Genomic DNA, 12639 nt, shown 5'->3' on the forward strand with positions numbered 1-12639 from the left:
TGGCTAAGACTTTTTCCTAGTTAGTCGATGGTTTGTTGCAAATTTGTGGGCAGGTTAACAATTACCCGCGTGCCGCAATGCGTTTCCAGCGTCAGCTCGCCGCCCAGCGCGCTGACCCGCTCGCGCATCCCCTGAATGCCGAGGCCGGGCGCCTTGTCTGCGCGGATGCCGATGCCGTTGTCCCGCACCTCGAGGTGCAAAAGCGCGCCCTGTTGATACAAGACGATGGCGACCTCGCTGGCTTCGGCGTGTTTGCACACGTTGTTGAGCAGCTCTTGCAGCAGCCGGTAGAGGGTGAAGCGCACCGTTTCGCCGGCGGGCGTGTCTATGAGTCGGTAGTCGAAACGGCAGCGGATGCCCCGTTCGGCAAAGGCGAATTCGCTCAGCAGGTGGTGAAGCGCCTCTTTGAACGCCAGCTCGTCCAACGCGGGCGGGCGAAGCTGGCGCAGCAGCTGGCGCGTGGAGTGATGAATGCGCCGGGCGAGCTCGCTTATCTGGTGCGCGGCGGCCTGGGTTTGCGCCGGATCGCGCGCCCGTTTGACCAGCTGCGACTGGATTTGAATCGCGGTGATGTTCTGGCCGATTTCATCGTGCAGCTCGCGCGCCAGATTTTTCCGCGTGTCTTCTTCGGTGTGGATCAGTTTTTCGGTCAGCGCCCGCCGCGCCGCCAGCTCTTCTTCCAGGCGACGCTGATAGTGGTGCAGGTTTTGCGCCAGGTGCTGCTGGCGGCTGATGGCGATGCCCAGGCCGATGCCGAGCAGCGCCTGCGTCGCCAGAAAGATTTCCAGCTCGACCAGATTGCCGAACCCCACGCCGACCTGCCGGGCGAGGGTGATCATCATGCTGCCGAGCAGGCCGGACAGCACGCCGCCCTGCCAGCCGAACTTCCACGCCATCACCACGTTCGGCAGAAACACCACGATCAGCAGCAGGCGTTCGATTTCCGGCGACAGCACCATCTGCGTGCCGATGCCGATAACGAAGAACAGGCTGCACCAGATGATTAAGGACGCGCGCAGCGGCGGGTTGGGGGTGTCCAGCCCCAGCAGGTGGTAACGGTGCTGCTGGCGCAGAAATTCAAAGATCAGATAGACGAACGGGGTCAGCAAGACGCCGCCGGTAAACGACGCCAGGCCAAGCAGCATCGCCGGGCTTGGCACAAACGGCGAAAGCAGGGTGGTATTGAGCAGCGAGGCGGCGGTCACCGCAGCCAGCAGCAGCGTCAGCCGCTGCCAGTAGAGCGGAAAACGGTGCCAGAGTCGTTGCGCGACCGCGGCCGGAAGCAGGGTGATAAACGGCGCGGCCAGCAGGCCGTAGCCGCTCAGCAGGCGTTCGCCGTGCAGCCAGAACAGCAACAGCACCGGCGGAATTATCAGGGCGGGCCAATAGCGGCGCGCCAGCAGGATCAGCAGCGCGAGATAGACGCCGTGCGGCAGAAACAGCGCCGCCTGATTGCCGTTGTGGGTCAGATAGAAACCAAGCGTCCATAGCATCAGCCAGCCGCTGCCCCAGGCCAACAGGATAAACAGCGAGATAACCCAGGGCCGGAGTTTGGGCGACATCAATGCCCCGCCAGCAGCTGATGGTCGAGGGCGAAATGCACCAGCTCGATGGTGCTGTTGCACTGCAGCTTGCCCAGGACGTTGGCGCGATGCACGTGCACCGTTTTATGGCTGAGCGCGAGCCTGAAAGCGATCTCCTTTACGCTGTCGCCTTTGACCAGCAGATCGAAGATTTCACGCTCGCGCGGGGTCAGCACTTCCAGCGCCGTGGCCGGCTGCTCGCCGCCGCGCAGCGCCCGCAGCGCGTCGGCGCACAGGTAATGGCCGCCCATATCGACGGAACGCACCGCTTGCACCAGCTCTTCCGGCCCGCAGCGTTTGGTCAGATAGCCGCTGGCGCCGGCGTCCAGCGCGCTTTGCACGAAGGTGGGGGAGTCATAGATGCTGAGGATAATCGCGCGGAACTGCGGCTTCTGCGCCCGCAGGCGCTTCAACAGGCTGAGACCGTTTTCATCCGGCATGGCGATGTCCATCAACGCGACGCTGACGTCGTCGCGCAGCAATGCCGGCCAGGCCGCCGCCGCGCTGCTGTATTGCCCCACTACGTCGAGATCGTCCTCGAGGCTGAGCAATTGCGCAAAGCCGGAGCGCACCACCACATGGTCATCCACCAGTATCACACGGATCATTTTTCGCACTCTGTTGCCGAATCATGGCTCTATGATGCCTGCCGCCGCGGTGCTGGCAATCAGCCAAGCGCGGTTATGCAATCGGTGTAACAGAATCGTAATAAAAGGGCGCCGCCTGCGCCGTCAACGATCCAAATCGATGGCGAAATGCTGCCACAGCGCGGCGCGCCGTTCCTCTTCCGAATGCAGCGTCGTTTCGTGGCGCTGGTGATCTTCGGTCACGATCAGCTTCATGTCGCTGAGGGTCACCCGGCCGTGCTCCGTCGGCCGTGAACACACCAGGCGCTGGGTGAAATGCGACTGCGGCGAGGTGCTGTGGAAGCGGCACATCTCGTCGAACTCATGCAGCTCGCGCGGCTGAACGGTAAAGCGATACAGGGTTTTGGCATGCGAACGTTGGTCGCCGTTGCGGCGCTCCAGCAGGTAATACTCGCCTTCCCGCTCCAGGTGGAAGGTGCCGCTGGCCTGCGGTTGCGGCTCGGCGGCGACGATCTTCAGCGGCGTCAGGAAGGAATCGCCGAAACCGACGTCCACCAGCCAGGCCTGGCCCGCCAGATCCACCCGCAGCGCCAGATGGTCGTAGGGCGGGCCGAAATGGCCGTCGCGCGCGCGGATCTCGCCGGAGATGAAGCTCACCTTGAAACCGATCTCGCGTAGCAGCAGAGCAAACAGCGCGTTCAGCTCATAACAGAAACCGCCGCGGTTGCGCTCGACCACCTTGCTGAACAGCGCCTCCGGCGCCAGCTGAATACCCTGATGATAAATAATGCTCAGATTCTCGAACGGGACGCTCAGCATGTGGCGATGGTGCAGCTGTTGCAATGTGGGGAGGTCTGGGCGGGCGGCGCCGGTAAAGCCGATATGCTGCAGGTAGCGTTGGGTATCCACAGGGAGTCTCGCATGAGAAAAAGTAGGCATAAAATAGCGGGCTTTGCGGCTTTTGTGAGCGCATTACGTGCTGCGCTGTCGCTGCTGCCGCAAACTGTCACTGGCCGGCGCTAGCCTGTTCCCCTGAGTTCAATCTGGCAGGAGAACGGCTATGCAAGATTTCAAACATCGGGTGGCGCTGGTGACCGGCGCCTCCACCGGCATCGGCGAAGCGATCGCCGCCGAACTGTTTCGGCGCGGTGCCACGGTGGTGATGACCGGCCGCCACGCCGCGCCTCTCGCCGCCGCCGCCGCGCGGCTCGATCCCGAGGGCCGACGGGTGATGACGTTGCGGATGGACGTGCGTGAGGCGCCGTCGGTGCAGCAGGGTATTAAAGAGACGGTGCGGTGCTGCGGCGCGCTGCATCTGCTGGTCAACAATGCCGGGATCACCGGCCCGCAGGAGGTGGACATCGATCGGTACGCGGTCGAAGACTGGCATGAGGTGATCGCCACCTGCCTGAGCGGCACGTTTTTCGGCATGAAGTACGGCCTGCCGGCGATCGTCGCCGGCGGCGGCGGGGCGGTGGTGAACCTCTCTTCCGCCAACGGCGTGGTGGGGATTGCCGGGATTGCGCCCTATACCGCCGCCAAGCATGGCGTGCTGGGGCTGACGCGCTCGGCGGCGCTGGAATTCGCCATGCGCGGCGTGCGCATCAACGCCGTCGGGCCGGGCTATGTGGATACGCCGGCGATGGGGACTCTGCCGGCGCCGGTGCGGGCGCAGATGGCCGCTTCGCACCCGATGGGGAGAATGGCGACGCGGGAAGAGGTGGCGAAAACGGTGGCTTTCCTGCTCTCGGACGACAGCAGTTTCACCACCGGCGCGTTTTACAGCATCGACGGTGGTTATACCGCGCGCTGAGCCAGCGCCTGCAGCCAACGGAGAAACGCCGCTGCGCCAGGTTTTTCCAGCGTGCGCGGCGGGTAAACCACGTAGTAGGGCTTGCTGAGCGGCAGCGCCGGTTCGGCCAGGGTGACCAGCTGGCCTTCCGCCAGTTCACGGCCGATCAGCTGCCGCTGGCCGAGCAGCACCCCGCGCCCTTGCACGGCGGCGTCGATGGCCAGTGAAGTCAGGTTATAGGTCAGCCCGCGCCGCGCCGGCGGCATTCGATCGGCGGCGGTAAACCACTCGTGCCAGCCCGGCAGAAACTGGCTCTCTTTGCCCCAGTCGACGTGGATCAGCGGCAACTGCGTCCAGTCGCCGCGATCGCGCAGCGCCGGGCTGCACACCGGCTGCACCCGATCCTGAAACAGCCGCACCTTTTCCAGCAGCGGATAATCCTGATCGCCGAAGCACAGGGCGAAGTCCGCCGCCGAATGGGCGAAATCGACCGCCGCATGGGTCGCGTGCAGCCGCAAATCGCCGTCGGGGCACTGCGCCAGCCAGTCGCCCAGCGCCGGGTTCAGCCACTTGGAGGCCAACGCCGGCAGGGCGAACACCGTCAGCGCCTGTTTGCCGCGCTGGCGCTCGACGTGTTGCTGCGCCACGCGCAGCGTTTCGAACGCCTCCTGCACGTAGGCCAGGTAGTCCGCGCCCTGTTCGGTTAGCGTGACGCCGCTTTTGGCGCGGATGAACAGCGTGATGCCCAGATGTTGTTCGAGCTGGCGGATCTGTTGGCTGACGGCGGCGGCGGTCAACGCCAGCGTATCCGCCGCGCGGGCCAGGCTGCCGGTGCGGGCGGCGGTTTCGAACGCCAGAATGGCGCTCAGCTTGGGCAAGCGCGCGCGGGACGGTGAGTGCATGGGCAGGGCTATCGCTAAGAATTGGTTAGCTTATCCATAACGTATTTTTGTTATGGCGGCAATGCGCCATTCGCTACAGTGAGAGGCATCCGGCTATCGCACACGAGGGGGAACGCCATGCCGCAACTTGCCGATATTATCGATCTGTCCGCCCATCCCATCGACGACGCCGCGTTCCGCACCCGTTGCCGGCAAACGCTGGAGCGCGCCGGCGCGCTGGTGCTGCCGGGATTTCTGCGCGCCGCCGCGCTGGCGACGGTGCGGTTGGAAGGTGCCGAACAGCACCACGCGGCGTTTTACGCCACCAGCAAACACAACGTGTATCTGCGGCCGCAGGACGACGCGCTGCCGGCCGATCACGCGCGCAACCGGCTGGTGGTGTCGTCCAAGGGCTGCATTACCGACGAAGATATTCCGCCGCAGTCGCCGCTGCGTGCGCTGTACGACGCCCCGGCGTTTCGTGCGTTCCTCTGCGCGGTGTTGGATGAGGCGCAGCTGTATCCCTACGCCGATCGGCTGTCGTCGATCAACCTGCATTACGCCCACACCGGCCAGGAGCTGGGCTGGCACTTCGACAACTCGTCGTTCGCCATCACGCTGCTGATCCAGAAACCGGCGGCGGGCGGGCGTTTCGAGTACGTGGAGAACCTGCGCGACGCCGATCGCGGCGAGATGAACTATGCCGGGGTCACGCAGGTGCTGGACGGCGAGCGGGCGGCCAAACGGCTGGCGATGGAGGAGGGGGATTTGGTGCTGTTTCGCGGGCGCAACGCCATGCACCGGGTGACGCCGACCGAAGGCGACATCACGCGCATGCTGGTGGTGCTGGCCTACAATGCGCAGCCGGACGTGATGCTGTCGGAAAGCGCCAGAATGACGTTCTACGGCCGCTTATAGCGGATAAAAAAACCGCCCCGGAGGGCGGTTTGTCGATTCAGTGCGGGTTCTGCTCTTCGTGAGCCTGCTGCTCCCGCTTCACTTCCTGCGCGCGCTTGCGCAGGCCGAACCAGCCCAGCGTCAGCAGCACCGCCAGCACCGGAATGGTGGCGATGGTCCAGGTGCCGTTCGGGTAGTCGAACGCCATCATAACCACCACGATCAGCAGGAACGCCAGCGTCAGCCAGGAGGTGAACGGCGCGCCCGGCATTTTGAACGATACCGGCTGCGCGCGGCCTTCGCGCACGGCTTTGCGCAGGCGCATCTGGCAGACGATGATAAACGCCCAGGAGGCGATGATGCCCAGCGAGGCGATGTTCAGCACGATCTCGAATACCTGCGAAGGCACCAGGTAGTTGAGCACCACGCCGATCACGTAGATGCCGCAGGTGACCAGGATGCCGGCATAAGGCACCTGCTGGCTGCTCATTTTGGCCATCAGCTTCGGCGCCGAGCCGCCCATCGCCAGCGAACGCAGGATGCGGCCGGTGGAGTAGAGGCCGGAGTTGAGGCTGGACAGCGCGGCGGTCAACACCACGATGTTCATGATGGTGCCGATGTAAGGCACGCCCAGCTTGCTGAAGAAGGTGACGAACGGGCTTTGGCCGGCCTGATAGGCGTTCCACGGCAGCAGCAGCACCAACAGCACCACGGAGCCGACGTAGAACAGGCCGATACGCCAGATCACGCTGTTGATCGCTTTGGGCATCATTTTGGCCGGATCTTTACACTCGCCGGCGGCGGTGCCGATCAGCTCGATGCCGGCGAAGGCGAAGATCACCCCTTGCACCAGTACCAGCGCCGGCAGCAGGCCGTGCGGGAACATGCCACCGTTTTCGGTGATCAGGTGCATGCCGGTGGTGTGGCCGGCGACCGGGGTGCCGGTGCCGAGGAAGACGACGCCGACAATCAGGAACAGCGCGATGGCGACGACCTTGATCAGCGCGAACCAGAACTCCATCTCGGCGAACCACTTCACGCCGATCATGTTCATGGTGGCGACGATGCCGAGCGCGCCGAGGGCGAACAGCCACTGCGGCACGTCGGCAAAGGTGCCCCAGTAGTGCATGTACAGCGCCACCGCGGTGATGTCGACGATGCCGGTCATCGCCCAGTTGAGGAAGTACATCCAGCCGGCGACGTAAGAGGCTTTCTCACCGAGAAATTCGCGGGCGTAAGAAACGAAGCTGCCGCTGGAAGGGCGATGCAGCACCAGCTCGCCCAGCGCGCGCAGGATGAAGAAAGAGAAGATCCCGCACACCAGATAGACCAGCGCCAGCGCCGGCCCGGCCAGTTCGAGACGGCCGCCGGTACCGAGGAACAAGCCGGTGCCGATCGAACCGCCGATGGCGATCATTTGGATCTGCCGGTTGCCCATGCTTTTGTGATAACCGGATTCATGAGAGTCTAGCCAGCGTCTTCTGGCGGCGTGTTTATCGTCCGCCGACTTTTTTTGTGAGTGCATTATCCGTCCTGTTTACCTGTCTATGATGAACGCCGCCCTGAGCTGCAGGGCAAACGATTGCCATCAGCAATCGTAATGAGAATGAGGTCGTGGCATCATTCCGCTGTTTATTGTGTATACAGCCGCCGTTAAATAACGGCGTGGCATGCTACCGTTTCCCGATAAAGGTGGCAAAAAAACCTGCGTACAAAGCGTGAACAATTGTGTGTATTTTTTAAACTGAAAACAAAAGCGCATATTATTCAGTAAGATGAGTCTTATTATCAACACGGAAATATCGAACGATAAAAGTGATTGAAATCACAGAATAATAATTACCGCGCAAATTAAAGGGATTTTGAAGTTATTTTGCGTGAGGGGGAAGGCGGGCGGAAAATAAAGCGATGGCGCCTGCGCAGTAATTAGCGTGCGCAGGCGAATCGGACGCGGGGGCTTTTTAGGCGGATTCACCGGCCGGCAGAGCCGAAGCCGGCAGGCCGAACAGCTTGTCGAACGCCCAGTTAAACAGGAAGGTGTAGCAAGGAATGATGACGATCAGCGCCATATCCAGCAGCAGCGCCTGCCACAGCGTGATGCCCATCCACCAGGCGATCAGCGGGATCAGATACACCACCAGCGTCAGCTGAAAGCCGACGGCGTGCAAAATGCGGCGCTTGAGCGTGCGGGTGCGCGACAGCTGGCGGCTTTCCCACCACTCGAATAAATAGTTGTAAATGAAGTTCCAGCTGACCGCGATGGTGGTGATCACCACCGCCAGCGGCCCGGTGCTGCTCGGCGCATGGCCCGACAGCAGCGCCAGCCCCAGCGCCGAGATCGCCATGCCGATGATTTCATAAGCGGTGACATACACCAGTTTGCGTTTGACGCCTTGCATTGTTTTCTCCCGATCTGTTTTTAGTTGCCTCTGCGGCGACGGCGGCTAAGATAACGTCAATCACATTGATAGAAAAAGTAAGGAGCTGTCAGTTTTACTGACAGGTTAAACGATGAACTTTTCCAGCGACAATATCGAACTGTTTCTGGCGGTGCTCGATCGCGGTTCGTTTTCCGCTGCCGCCCGCGCGCTGCGGCGCGTACCGTCCGCTGTCAGCATGGGCATCGCCAACATGGAGGCGGAACTCGGTTTCGCCTTGTTCGATCGCTCGCACCGCGAACCGACGCCGACCGCGCTGGCGTTGGCCCTGGCGCCGCACGCCCGGCTGATCGCCGGGCAGCTCAAGCAGCTGCAGGTGCACGCTATCGAACTGTCTCAGGGGCTGGAGAGCCGGCTTTCGATCGGCGTGGCGTCGGACATTAACGGCGCCAGCCTGCTGGCGGCGGTGAAGACGCTGTCGCAGCGTTATCCGCTACTGAACATCGAAGTGCTCAGCGCGCCGCAGGACGACGTGCTGCACATGCTGCACCAGGAGCGCATTGGCGTTTGCCTGGCGTTCGGCGGGCTAAACATCAACAGCGCGGAGCAGTTCCACTCCGTCGGCGCGGAATCGCTGGTGGCGATGGTCTCGCCGCAGCACCCGGCGCTGGACGGCGCGGCGGGCGAGCTGTTTCTCGAGGATCTGGTCAACGTGCGGCAGATCATGGTGGCCAGCCGCGATCTGCCGATCGGCGATCTGCGCCCGCAGGTGGCGGAGGCCTACTGGCGCACCGACAGCCTGCCGATGGCGCTGAACATGGTGGAAGCGGGCCTGGGGTGGGGCAATTTCCCGCTGTCGCTGGCCGAGCCGCTGCTGGCGCAGGGGCGGCTGGTGCGGCTGAAATTCAAAAACACTAAGAACGAGCTGCGCTTGCCGATGCATTTGATCTGGCTGAAGAATCGCCCGCTGGACAAGGCGGCGCGCGAGCTGGTCGAGCTGATGCGCACGGCGCCGCAGGAAAGCTGACGCCAGGCGCGCTGGCTTATTCCGCGTGGCGTTTGCGCCACCAGAAGCGCACCAGCAGGATGGCGGCGATCGCCAGCGCGACAAACAGCAGGCTGGAGAGTTTTTTGTCGAAGCCGGTAACGAAGCGTTCGATCGCCTGGCCGCCAAAATAGCCGAGCATGACGAAGATCGTTGCCCACAGAATGGCGCCGAGGATATTGAGCGGCACGAAGCGCGATGGCGGCAGGCGGCTGGCGCCGATCAGCACCGGGCCGATGATGCGGAAGCCGTACATAAAGCGCACCCCGATAACGAACAGCATCGGGTGGCGGGCGATCAGCCTTCTGGCGCGCGCGATGCGCTTTTCCTGCCCCTTGAGCCGCGAGATGACCCGGCCTTCGAACCGGCGGCCGGCGAAGTACAGCAGCTGATCCCCCAGTGTACCTCCCAGCGCCACCACCGCGATCACCCACGGCCAGTGCAGCAAGCCTTCATGGGCGGCGATGCCGCCCAGCAGCGTGATGGTTTCTCCCTCAGCCAGGCAGCCGATAAACAACGCCCAGTAGCCGTAGTCCGTAATGTAGTGGGCCAAATCGGTCATTCCTTACTCCTTATGTGGCTGACGCATAAGGGCAAGTATACCCCCGATCGCTAGCCTTGGGCGATCTGGGCCACCAATGCTCTGCGCCGCGCCAGGCTTTCCGCCATCTGCGCCTGTACCCTGGCGTAAATGTGCGGCGGGGCCAGTTCCGGCGTGCCGCCCGTGAACGGCGGGGCCGGGGCGTATTCCAGATAAAGCTGGATCGTCTGGGCAGTGTCTTCGCCGTGCAGTTCGGCGATCAGCGCCAGCGCAAAGTCGATGCCGGCGGTGACGCCGCCGCCGCTGATCACGTTGCCGTCGCGCTCTACGCGTGCAGCGCTGGGGATGGCGCCGAACAGCGCCAGGCTGTCGCGCATCGACCAGTGGCAGGCGGCACGTTTGCCCGCCAGCAGGCCGGCCGCGGCCAGGATCAGCGAACCGGTGCACACCGAGGTCAGGTAGCGGGCATCGGCGCCCAGCCGCCGGATTTGCTGCATGAACGCTTTATCCTGCAGCGCCTGGGTGCAGCCGCTGCCGCCCGGCACGCACAGCACGTCGCAGCGCGCGATCTCCGGCAGCGGGCGCAGCTGGGTGAAGTGCAAGCCTTCCGATTCGACATCCGCGCCGTCTACCGAAGCGACGATGATTTCCGCGCCCGGCATGTGGCGCAGAAACTGCAGCGGGCCGGTGAAGTCGAGCTGGGTGACGCCTTGATAGATGGGAAATACAATCACGAGTGGTTCAGACATGACATTCGCCTCATTTTTATCGTTGGACCTGGGCCATAATAGCCGCCCTGATTTTGGCTGGTATGACAGATAACCCTCAAAAAGCGCCATCATGAAAACGATCGGTTTTGTGGTTTTTCCCGGTTTCAACCTGCTGGATTTTGCCGGCCCTCTGGCGGCGTTCGATAACGTCAGCCAGTTTACCGATCCATCGGCCTACCGCTGCGTGGCGATCTCGCCGCAGGGCGGGATGGTCGCCAGCTCGGCCGGGGTGGAGATCGCCACGCAGCCGTGCGGCGACGAGCGTTTCGATACGCTGGTGGTGGCCGGCGGCAGCGGCAACGTGATGGCGGCGCAGTCGCCGGCGCTGGTGGCGTTTCTGACCACCCACAGCCGGCGGGCGCGGCGCATCGCCAGCGTGTGCACCGGCGCGTTTATTCTGGCGGCCTGCGGTTTGCTGGACGGCAAGCGCGCCACCACCCACTGGTATCATGCGGCGCGGCTGCAGCAGAGCTATCCGCGCATCCGCGTCGACAGCAACCGCATTTTCATTCGCGACGGCGATATCTGGACCTCGGCCGGCATCAGCGCCGGTATCGATCTGGCGCTGGCGTTGATAGAAGACGACCTTGGCGCCACCTTGGCGGCGGCCGTGGCGCGGCAGCTGGTGGTCTATCATCGGCGCCCCGGCGGGCAGTCGCAGTATTCGCTGCTGCTGGCGTTGAACCCGTCGTCCGATCGCATGCGCGCCGCGCTGTCGTTCGCGCGCGAGCACTTGCACCTGCCGCTGTCGGTGGCGGATCTGGCCGACGCCGCCTGCCTGAGCGAGCGCCAGTTCGGCCGGCTGTTCCGCGCCGAAACCGGGCAGACGCCGGCCAAGGTGATCGAACAACTGCGGGTGGAGGCGGCCAGGGTGCGCATCGAAGAGAGCGCCGAGCCGCTGGAGGCGATCGCCCGTTCGGTGGGGTTCAGCGATCCGGAGCGCATGAGGCGGGCGTTTATCCGCGTATTTGGCCTGTCGCCGCAGGCGATCCGCCGGCTCGGCCGCGCGGGATAACTTTTTTGCCACGCCTGGCGGCGGGGCACACCAGAGGAGCAACGGATGTATCAGGATTTCGAGAGCGAATTGAACTGGGCGATGCGCCATATGCCGCGCACCCGGGCGGCGGTGGCGGCGTTGCCGGACCTGCACGGGGTGCGGCTGGCGTGCAATATGCACCTGGATCTGAAAATGGCGCCGCTGGTGGCCGGCCTGCTGGATAAGGGCGCGGCGATCTTCCTGACCACCTGCAATCCCACCACGGTGCAGAACGACGTGGTGGCCTGGCTGGAACGGCGGGGCGCGCAGGCCTATGCCTGGCGCGACATGAACGCCGGCGAATGGTCGGAGTCCTTCGACCGCGCGCTGGCCTGGCAGCCGACCCACCTGTGCGAAATGGGGGCAGATCTGACCACCCGTTTGCACCAATCGCCGAGCGGCCCGCGGATCGTCGCCGGGCTGGAGGCCACCGGCTCGGGCATCAGCCGGTTAAACGGCGTGGCACCGCGCTACCCGATCTTCAACTGGGACGATCTGCCGGTGAAAGAGGGGCTGCACAATCGGCATATGGTTGGGCTGACCGCCTGGCACACCTTCTTCCAGACCACCCACTTGACGCTGCACGAAAAGCGCGTGCTGGTGATCGGCTACGGCCTGGTCGGGCAGGGGACGGCGGCGGCGGCCAGGGCTTACGGCGGCCAGGTGATGGTGGCGGAAATCGATCCGGCGCGCGCGCTGCAGGCGCGTTATGACGGCTGGCAGGTGGTGGATCTGGCGAGCGCCGTCGCGCAGGCGGACGTGATCGCCACCGCAACCGGCGCGAAAAACGTGCTCTCGGCGCAGCATTTGCGGCAGGCGCAGGACGGCGTGTTTATCCTCAACGTCGGCCACGTGGCGGAAGAGATCGACGTCGGCTTCCTCAAAGGCTTGCCGCACCACGAGCCGATGCCTTATGTGAATGCTTACCAACTGAATGAAAAGACGGTCTATTTGCTGGCCAACGGTTCGATGTTCAACCTGACCGCCGGCTACGGCGACAGCCTCAACGCCTTCGACGTGACGCTGGCGGTGATGGCGGCCGGCATCGGCCATATCGTCGGCGCCGGTGCGCGGCAAACGCCGGGGCTGTACCTGTTGCCGCAGTCGGCCTGGCAGCCGGCGCTGTAAC

General features: G+C 63.8%; 13 protein-coding genes. 5 read left to right on the plus strand and 8 right to left on the minus strand.

The genetic code is table 11. The features are described 5' to 3' along the window. Positions 1-20 precede the first annotated feature (20 nt). The 3 genes from ACJ8HH_RS02285 to ACJ8HH_RS02295 form a co-directional block, all read right to left on the minus strand. On the minus strand, positions 21-1562 hold the full coding sequence (locus ACJ8HH_RS02285) for an MASE1 domain-containing sensor histidine kinase (RefSeq protein ID WP_060418315.1): 1542 nt from the start codon (positions 1560-1562) through the stop codon (positions 21-23). Next, a complete protein-coding gene (locus ACJ8HH_RS02290; protein WP_060418316.1) occupies positions 1562-2191 on the minus strand; it encodes a response regulator transcription factor in 630 nt (209 codons plus the stop codon). Before ACJ8HH_RS02290 ends, ACJ8HH_RS02285 begins: the two co-directional genes overlap by 1 nt. A 123-nt stretch (positions 2192-2314) precedes the next feature. After that, positions 2315-3079 carry an arylamine N-acetyltransferase family protein gene (locus ACJ8HH_RS02295; protein ID WP_060418317.1) on the minus strand — a complete coding sequence of 255 codons (765 nt, stop codon included), beginning with the start codon at positions 3077-3079 and terminating at the stop codon, positions 2315-2317. A gap of 151 nt (positions 3080-3230) precedes the next feature. Here ACJ8HH_RS02295 and ACJ8HH_RS02300 point away from each other — a divergent pair, with 151 nt between their 5' ends. After that, positions 3231-3983 carry an SDR family NAD(P)-dependent oxidoreductase gene (locus tag ACJ8HH_RS02300; RefSeq protein WP_060451386.1) on the plus strand — a complete coding sequence of 251 codons (753 nt, stop codon included), beginning with the start codon at positions 3231-3233 and terminating at the stop codon, positions 3981-3983. On the opposite strand, the gene ACJ8HH_RS02305 is transcribed toward ACJ8HH_RS02300, so the two are convergent. Beyond that, on the minus strand, positions 3968-4864 hold the full coding sequence (locus ACJ8HH_RS02305) for a LysR substrate-binding domain-containing protein (protein ID WP_060387407.1): 897 nt from the start codon (positions 4862-4864) through the stop codon (positions 3968-3970). The two genes, ACJ8HH_RS02300 and ACJ8HH_RS02305, sit on opposite strands and share 16 nt — an antisense overlap. 117 nt (positions 4865-4981) lie before the next feature. Between ACJ8HH_RS02305 and ACJ8HH_RS02310 the strand changes: the two genes are divergently transcribed. Further along, positions 4982-5761: a HalD/BesD family halogenase gene (locus tag ACJ8HH_RS02310; protein WP_033637528.1), complete on the plus strand. Its 780-nt coding sequence runs from the start codon at positions 4982-4984 to the stop codon at positions 5759-5761. Positions 5762-5798: 37 nt separating this feature from the next. Here the strand turns inward: ACJ8HH_RS02310 and ansP are convergent, their stop codons facing one another. Then, positions 5799-7265, minus strand: coding sequence for an L-asparagine permease (gene ansP / locus ACJ8HH_RS02315; protein ID WP_033637529.1), 1467 nt, complete (start codon positions 7263-7265; stop codon positions 5799-5801). A gap of 436 nt (positions 7266-7701) precedes the next feature. After that, the gene (locus tag ACJ8HH_RS02320) at positions 7702-8139 is read right to left on the minus strand and encodes a PACE efflux transporter (RefSeq protein ID WP_033647078.1); all 438 of its coding nucleotides are present in this window, start codon (positions 8137-8139) and stop codon (positions 7702-7704) included. 112 nt (positions 8140-8251) lie between these two features. Between ACJ8HH_RS02320 and ACJ8HH_RS02325 the strand changes: the two genes are divergently transcribed. After that, positions 8252-9145, plus strand: coding sequence for a LysR family transcriptional regulator (locus ACJ8HH_RS02325; protein WP_060451388.1), 894 nt, complete (start codon positions 8252-8254; stop codon positions 9143-9145). 16 nt (positions 9146-9161) lie between these two features. On the opposite strand, the gene ACJ8HH_RS02330 is transcribed toward ACJ8HH_RS02325, so the two are convergent. Both ACJ8HH_RS02330 and ACJ8HH_RS02335 read right to left on the minus strand, forming a co-directional pair. Continuing rightward, entirely contained in the window at positions 9162-9725 is a 564-nt protein-coding gene (locus ACJ8HH_RS02330; RefSeq protein ID WP_033637532.1) for a DedA family protein, read from the minus strand. 50 nt (positions 9726-9775) lie between these two features. Next, on the minus strand, positions 9776-10453 hold the full coding sequence (locus tag ACJ8HH_RS02335) for a DJ-1/PfpI family protein (RefSeq protein ID WP_060387410.1): 678 nt from the start codon (positions 10451-10453) through the stop codon (positions 9776-9778). A gap of 91 nt (positions 10454-10544) precedes the next feature. On the opposite strand from ACJ8HH_RS02335, the gene ACJ8HH_RS02340 reads away from it, so the two are divergent. Continuing rightward, positions 10545-11489: a GlxA family transcriptional regulator gene (locus ACJ8HH_RS02340; RefSeq protein WP_060451389.1), complete on the plus strand. Its 945-nt coding sequence runs from the start codon at positions 10545-10547 to the stop codon at positions 11487-11489. A gap of 45 nt (positions 11490-11534) precedes the next feature. Continuing rightward, a complete protein-coding gene (locus ACJ8HH_RS02345; RefSeq protein WP_060451390.1) occupies positions 11535-12638 on the plus strand; it encodes an adenosylhomocysteinase in 1104 nt (367 codons plus the stop codon). Position 12639 lies beyond the last annotated feature (1 nt).

This window comes from Serratia sp. CY32780, assembly GCF_052169135.1.
GTDB classification, from domain to species: Bacteria; Pseudomonadota; Gammaproteobacteria; order Enterobacterales; family Enterobacteriaceae; genus Serratia; species Serratia sarumanii.

Bases quoted from the DNA above. Each gene is read 5' to 3' on its own strand.
- ACJ8HH_RS02285 (WP_060418315.1), bottom strand. From the start codon at position 1,562: ATGTCGCCCAAACTCCGGCCCTGGGTTATCTCGCTGTTTATCCTGTTG.
- ACJ8HH_RS02290 (WP_060418316.1), bottom strand. From the start codon at position 2,191: ATGATCCGTGTGATACTGGTGGATGACCATGTGGTGGTGCGCTCCGGC.
- ACJ8HH_RS02300 (WP_060451386.1), top strand. From the start codon at position 3,231: ATGCAAGATTTCAAACATCGGGTGGCGCTGGTGACCGGCGCCTCCACC.
- ACJ8HH_RS02305 (WP_060387407.1), bottom strand. From the start codon at position 4,864: ATGCACTCACCGTCCCGCGCGCGCTTGCCCAAGCTGAGCGCCATTCTG.
- ACJ8HH_RS02310 (WP_033637528.1), top strand. From the start codon at position 4,982: ATGCCGCAACTTGCCGATATTATCGATCTGTCCGCCCATCCCATCGAC.
- ansP (WP_033637529.1), bottom strand. From the start codon at position 7,265: ATGCACTCACAAAAAAAGTCGGCGGACGATAAACACGCCGCCAGAAGA.
- ACJ8HH_RS02320 (WP_033647078.1), bottom strand. From the start codon at position 8,139: ATGCAAGGCGTCAAACGCAAACTGGTGTATGTCACCGCTTATGAAATC.
- ACJ8HH_RS02325 (WP_060451388.1), top strand. From the start codon at position 8,252: ATGAACTTTTCCAGCGACAATATCGAACTGTTTCTGGCGGTGCTCGAT.
- ACJ8HH_RS02330 (WP_033637532.1), bottom strand. From the start codon at position 9,725: ATGACCGATTTGGCCCACTACATTACGGACTACGGCTACTGGGCGTTG.
- ACJ8HH_RS02335 (WP_060387410.1), bottom strand. From the start codon at position 10,453: ATGTCTGAACCACTCGTGATTGTATTTCCCATCTATCAAGGCGTCACC.
- ACJ8HH_RS02340 (WP_060451389.1), top strand. From the start codon at position 10,545: ATGAAAACGATCGGTTTTGTGGTTTTTCCCGGTTTCAACCTGCTGGAT.
- ACJ8HH_RS02345 (WP_060451390.1), top strand. From the start codon at position 11,535: ATGTATCAGGATTTCGAGAGCGAATTGAACTGGGCGATGCGCCATATG.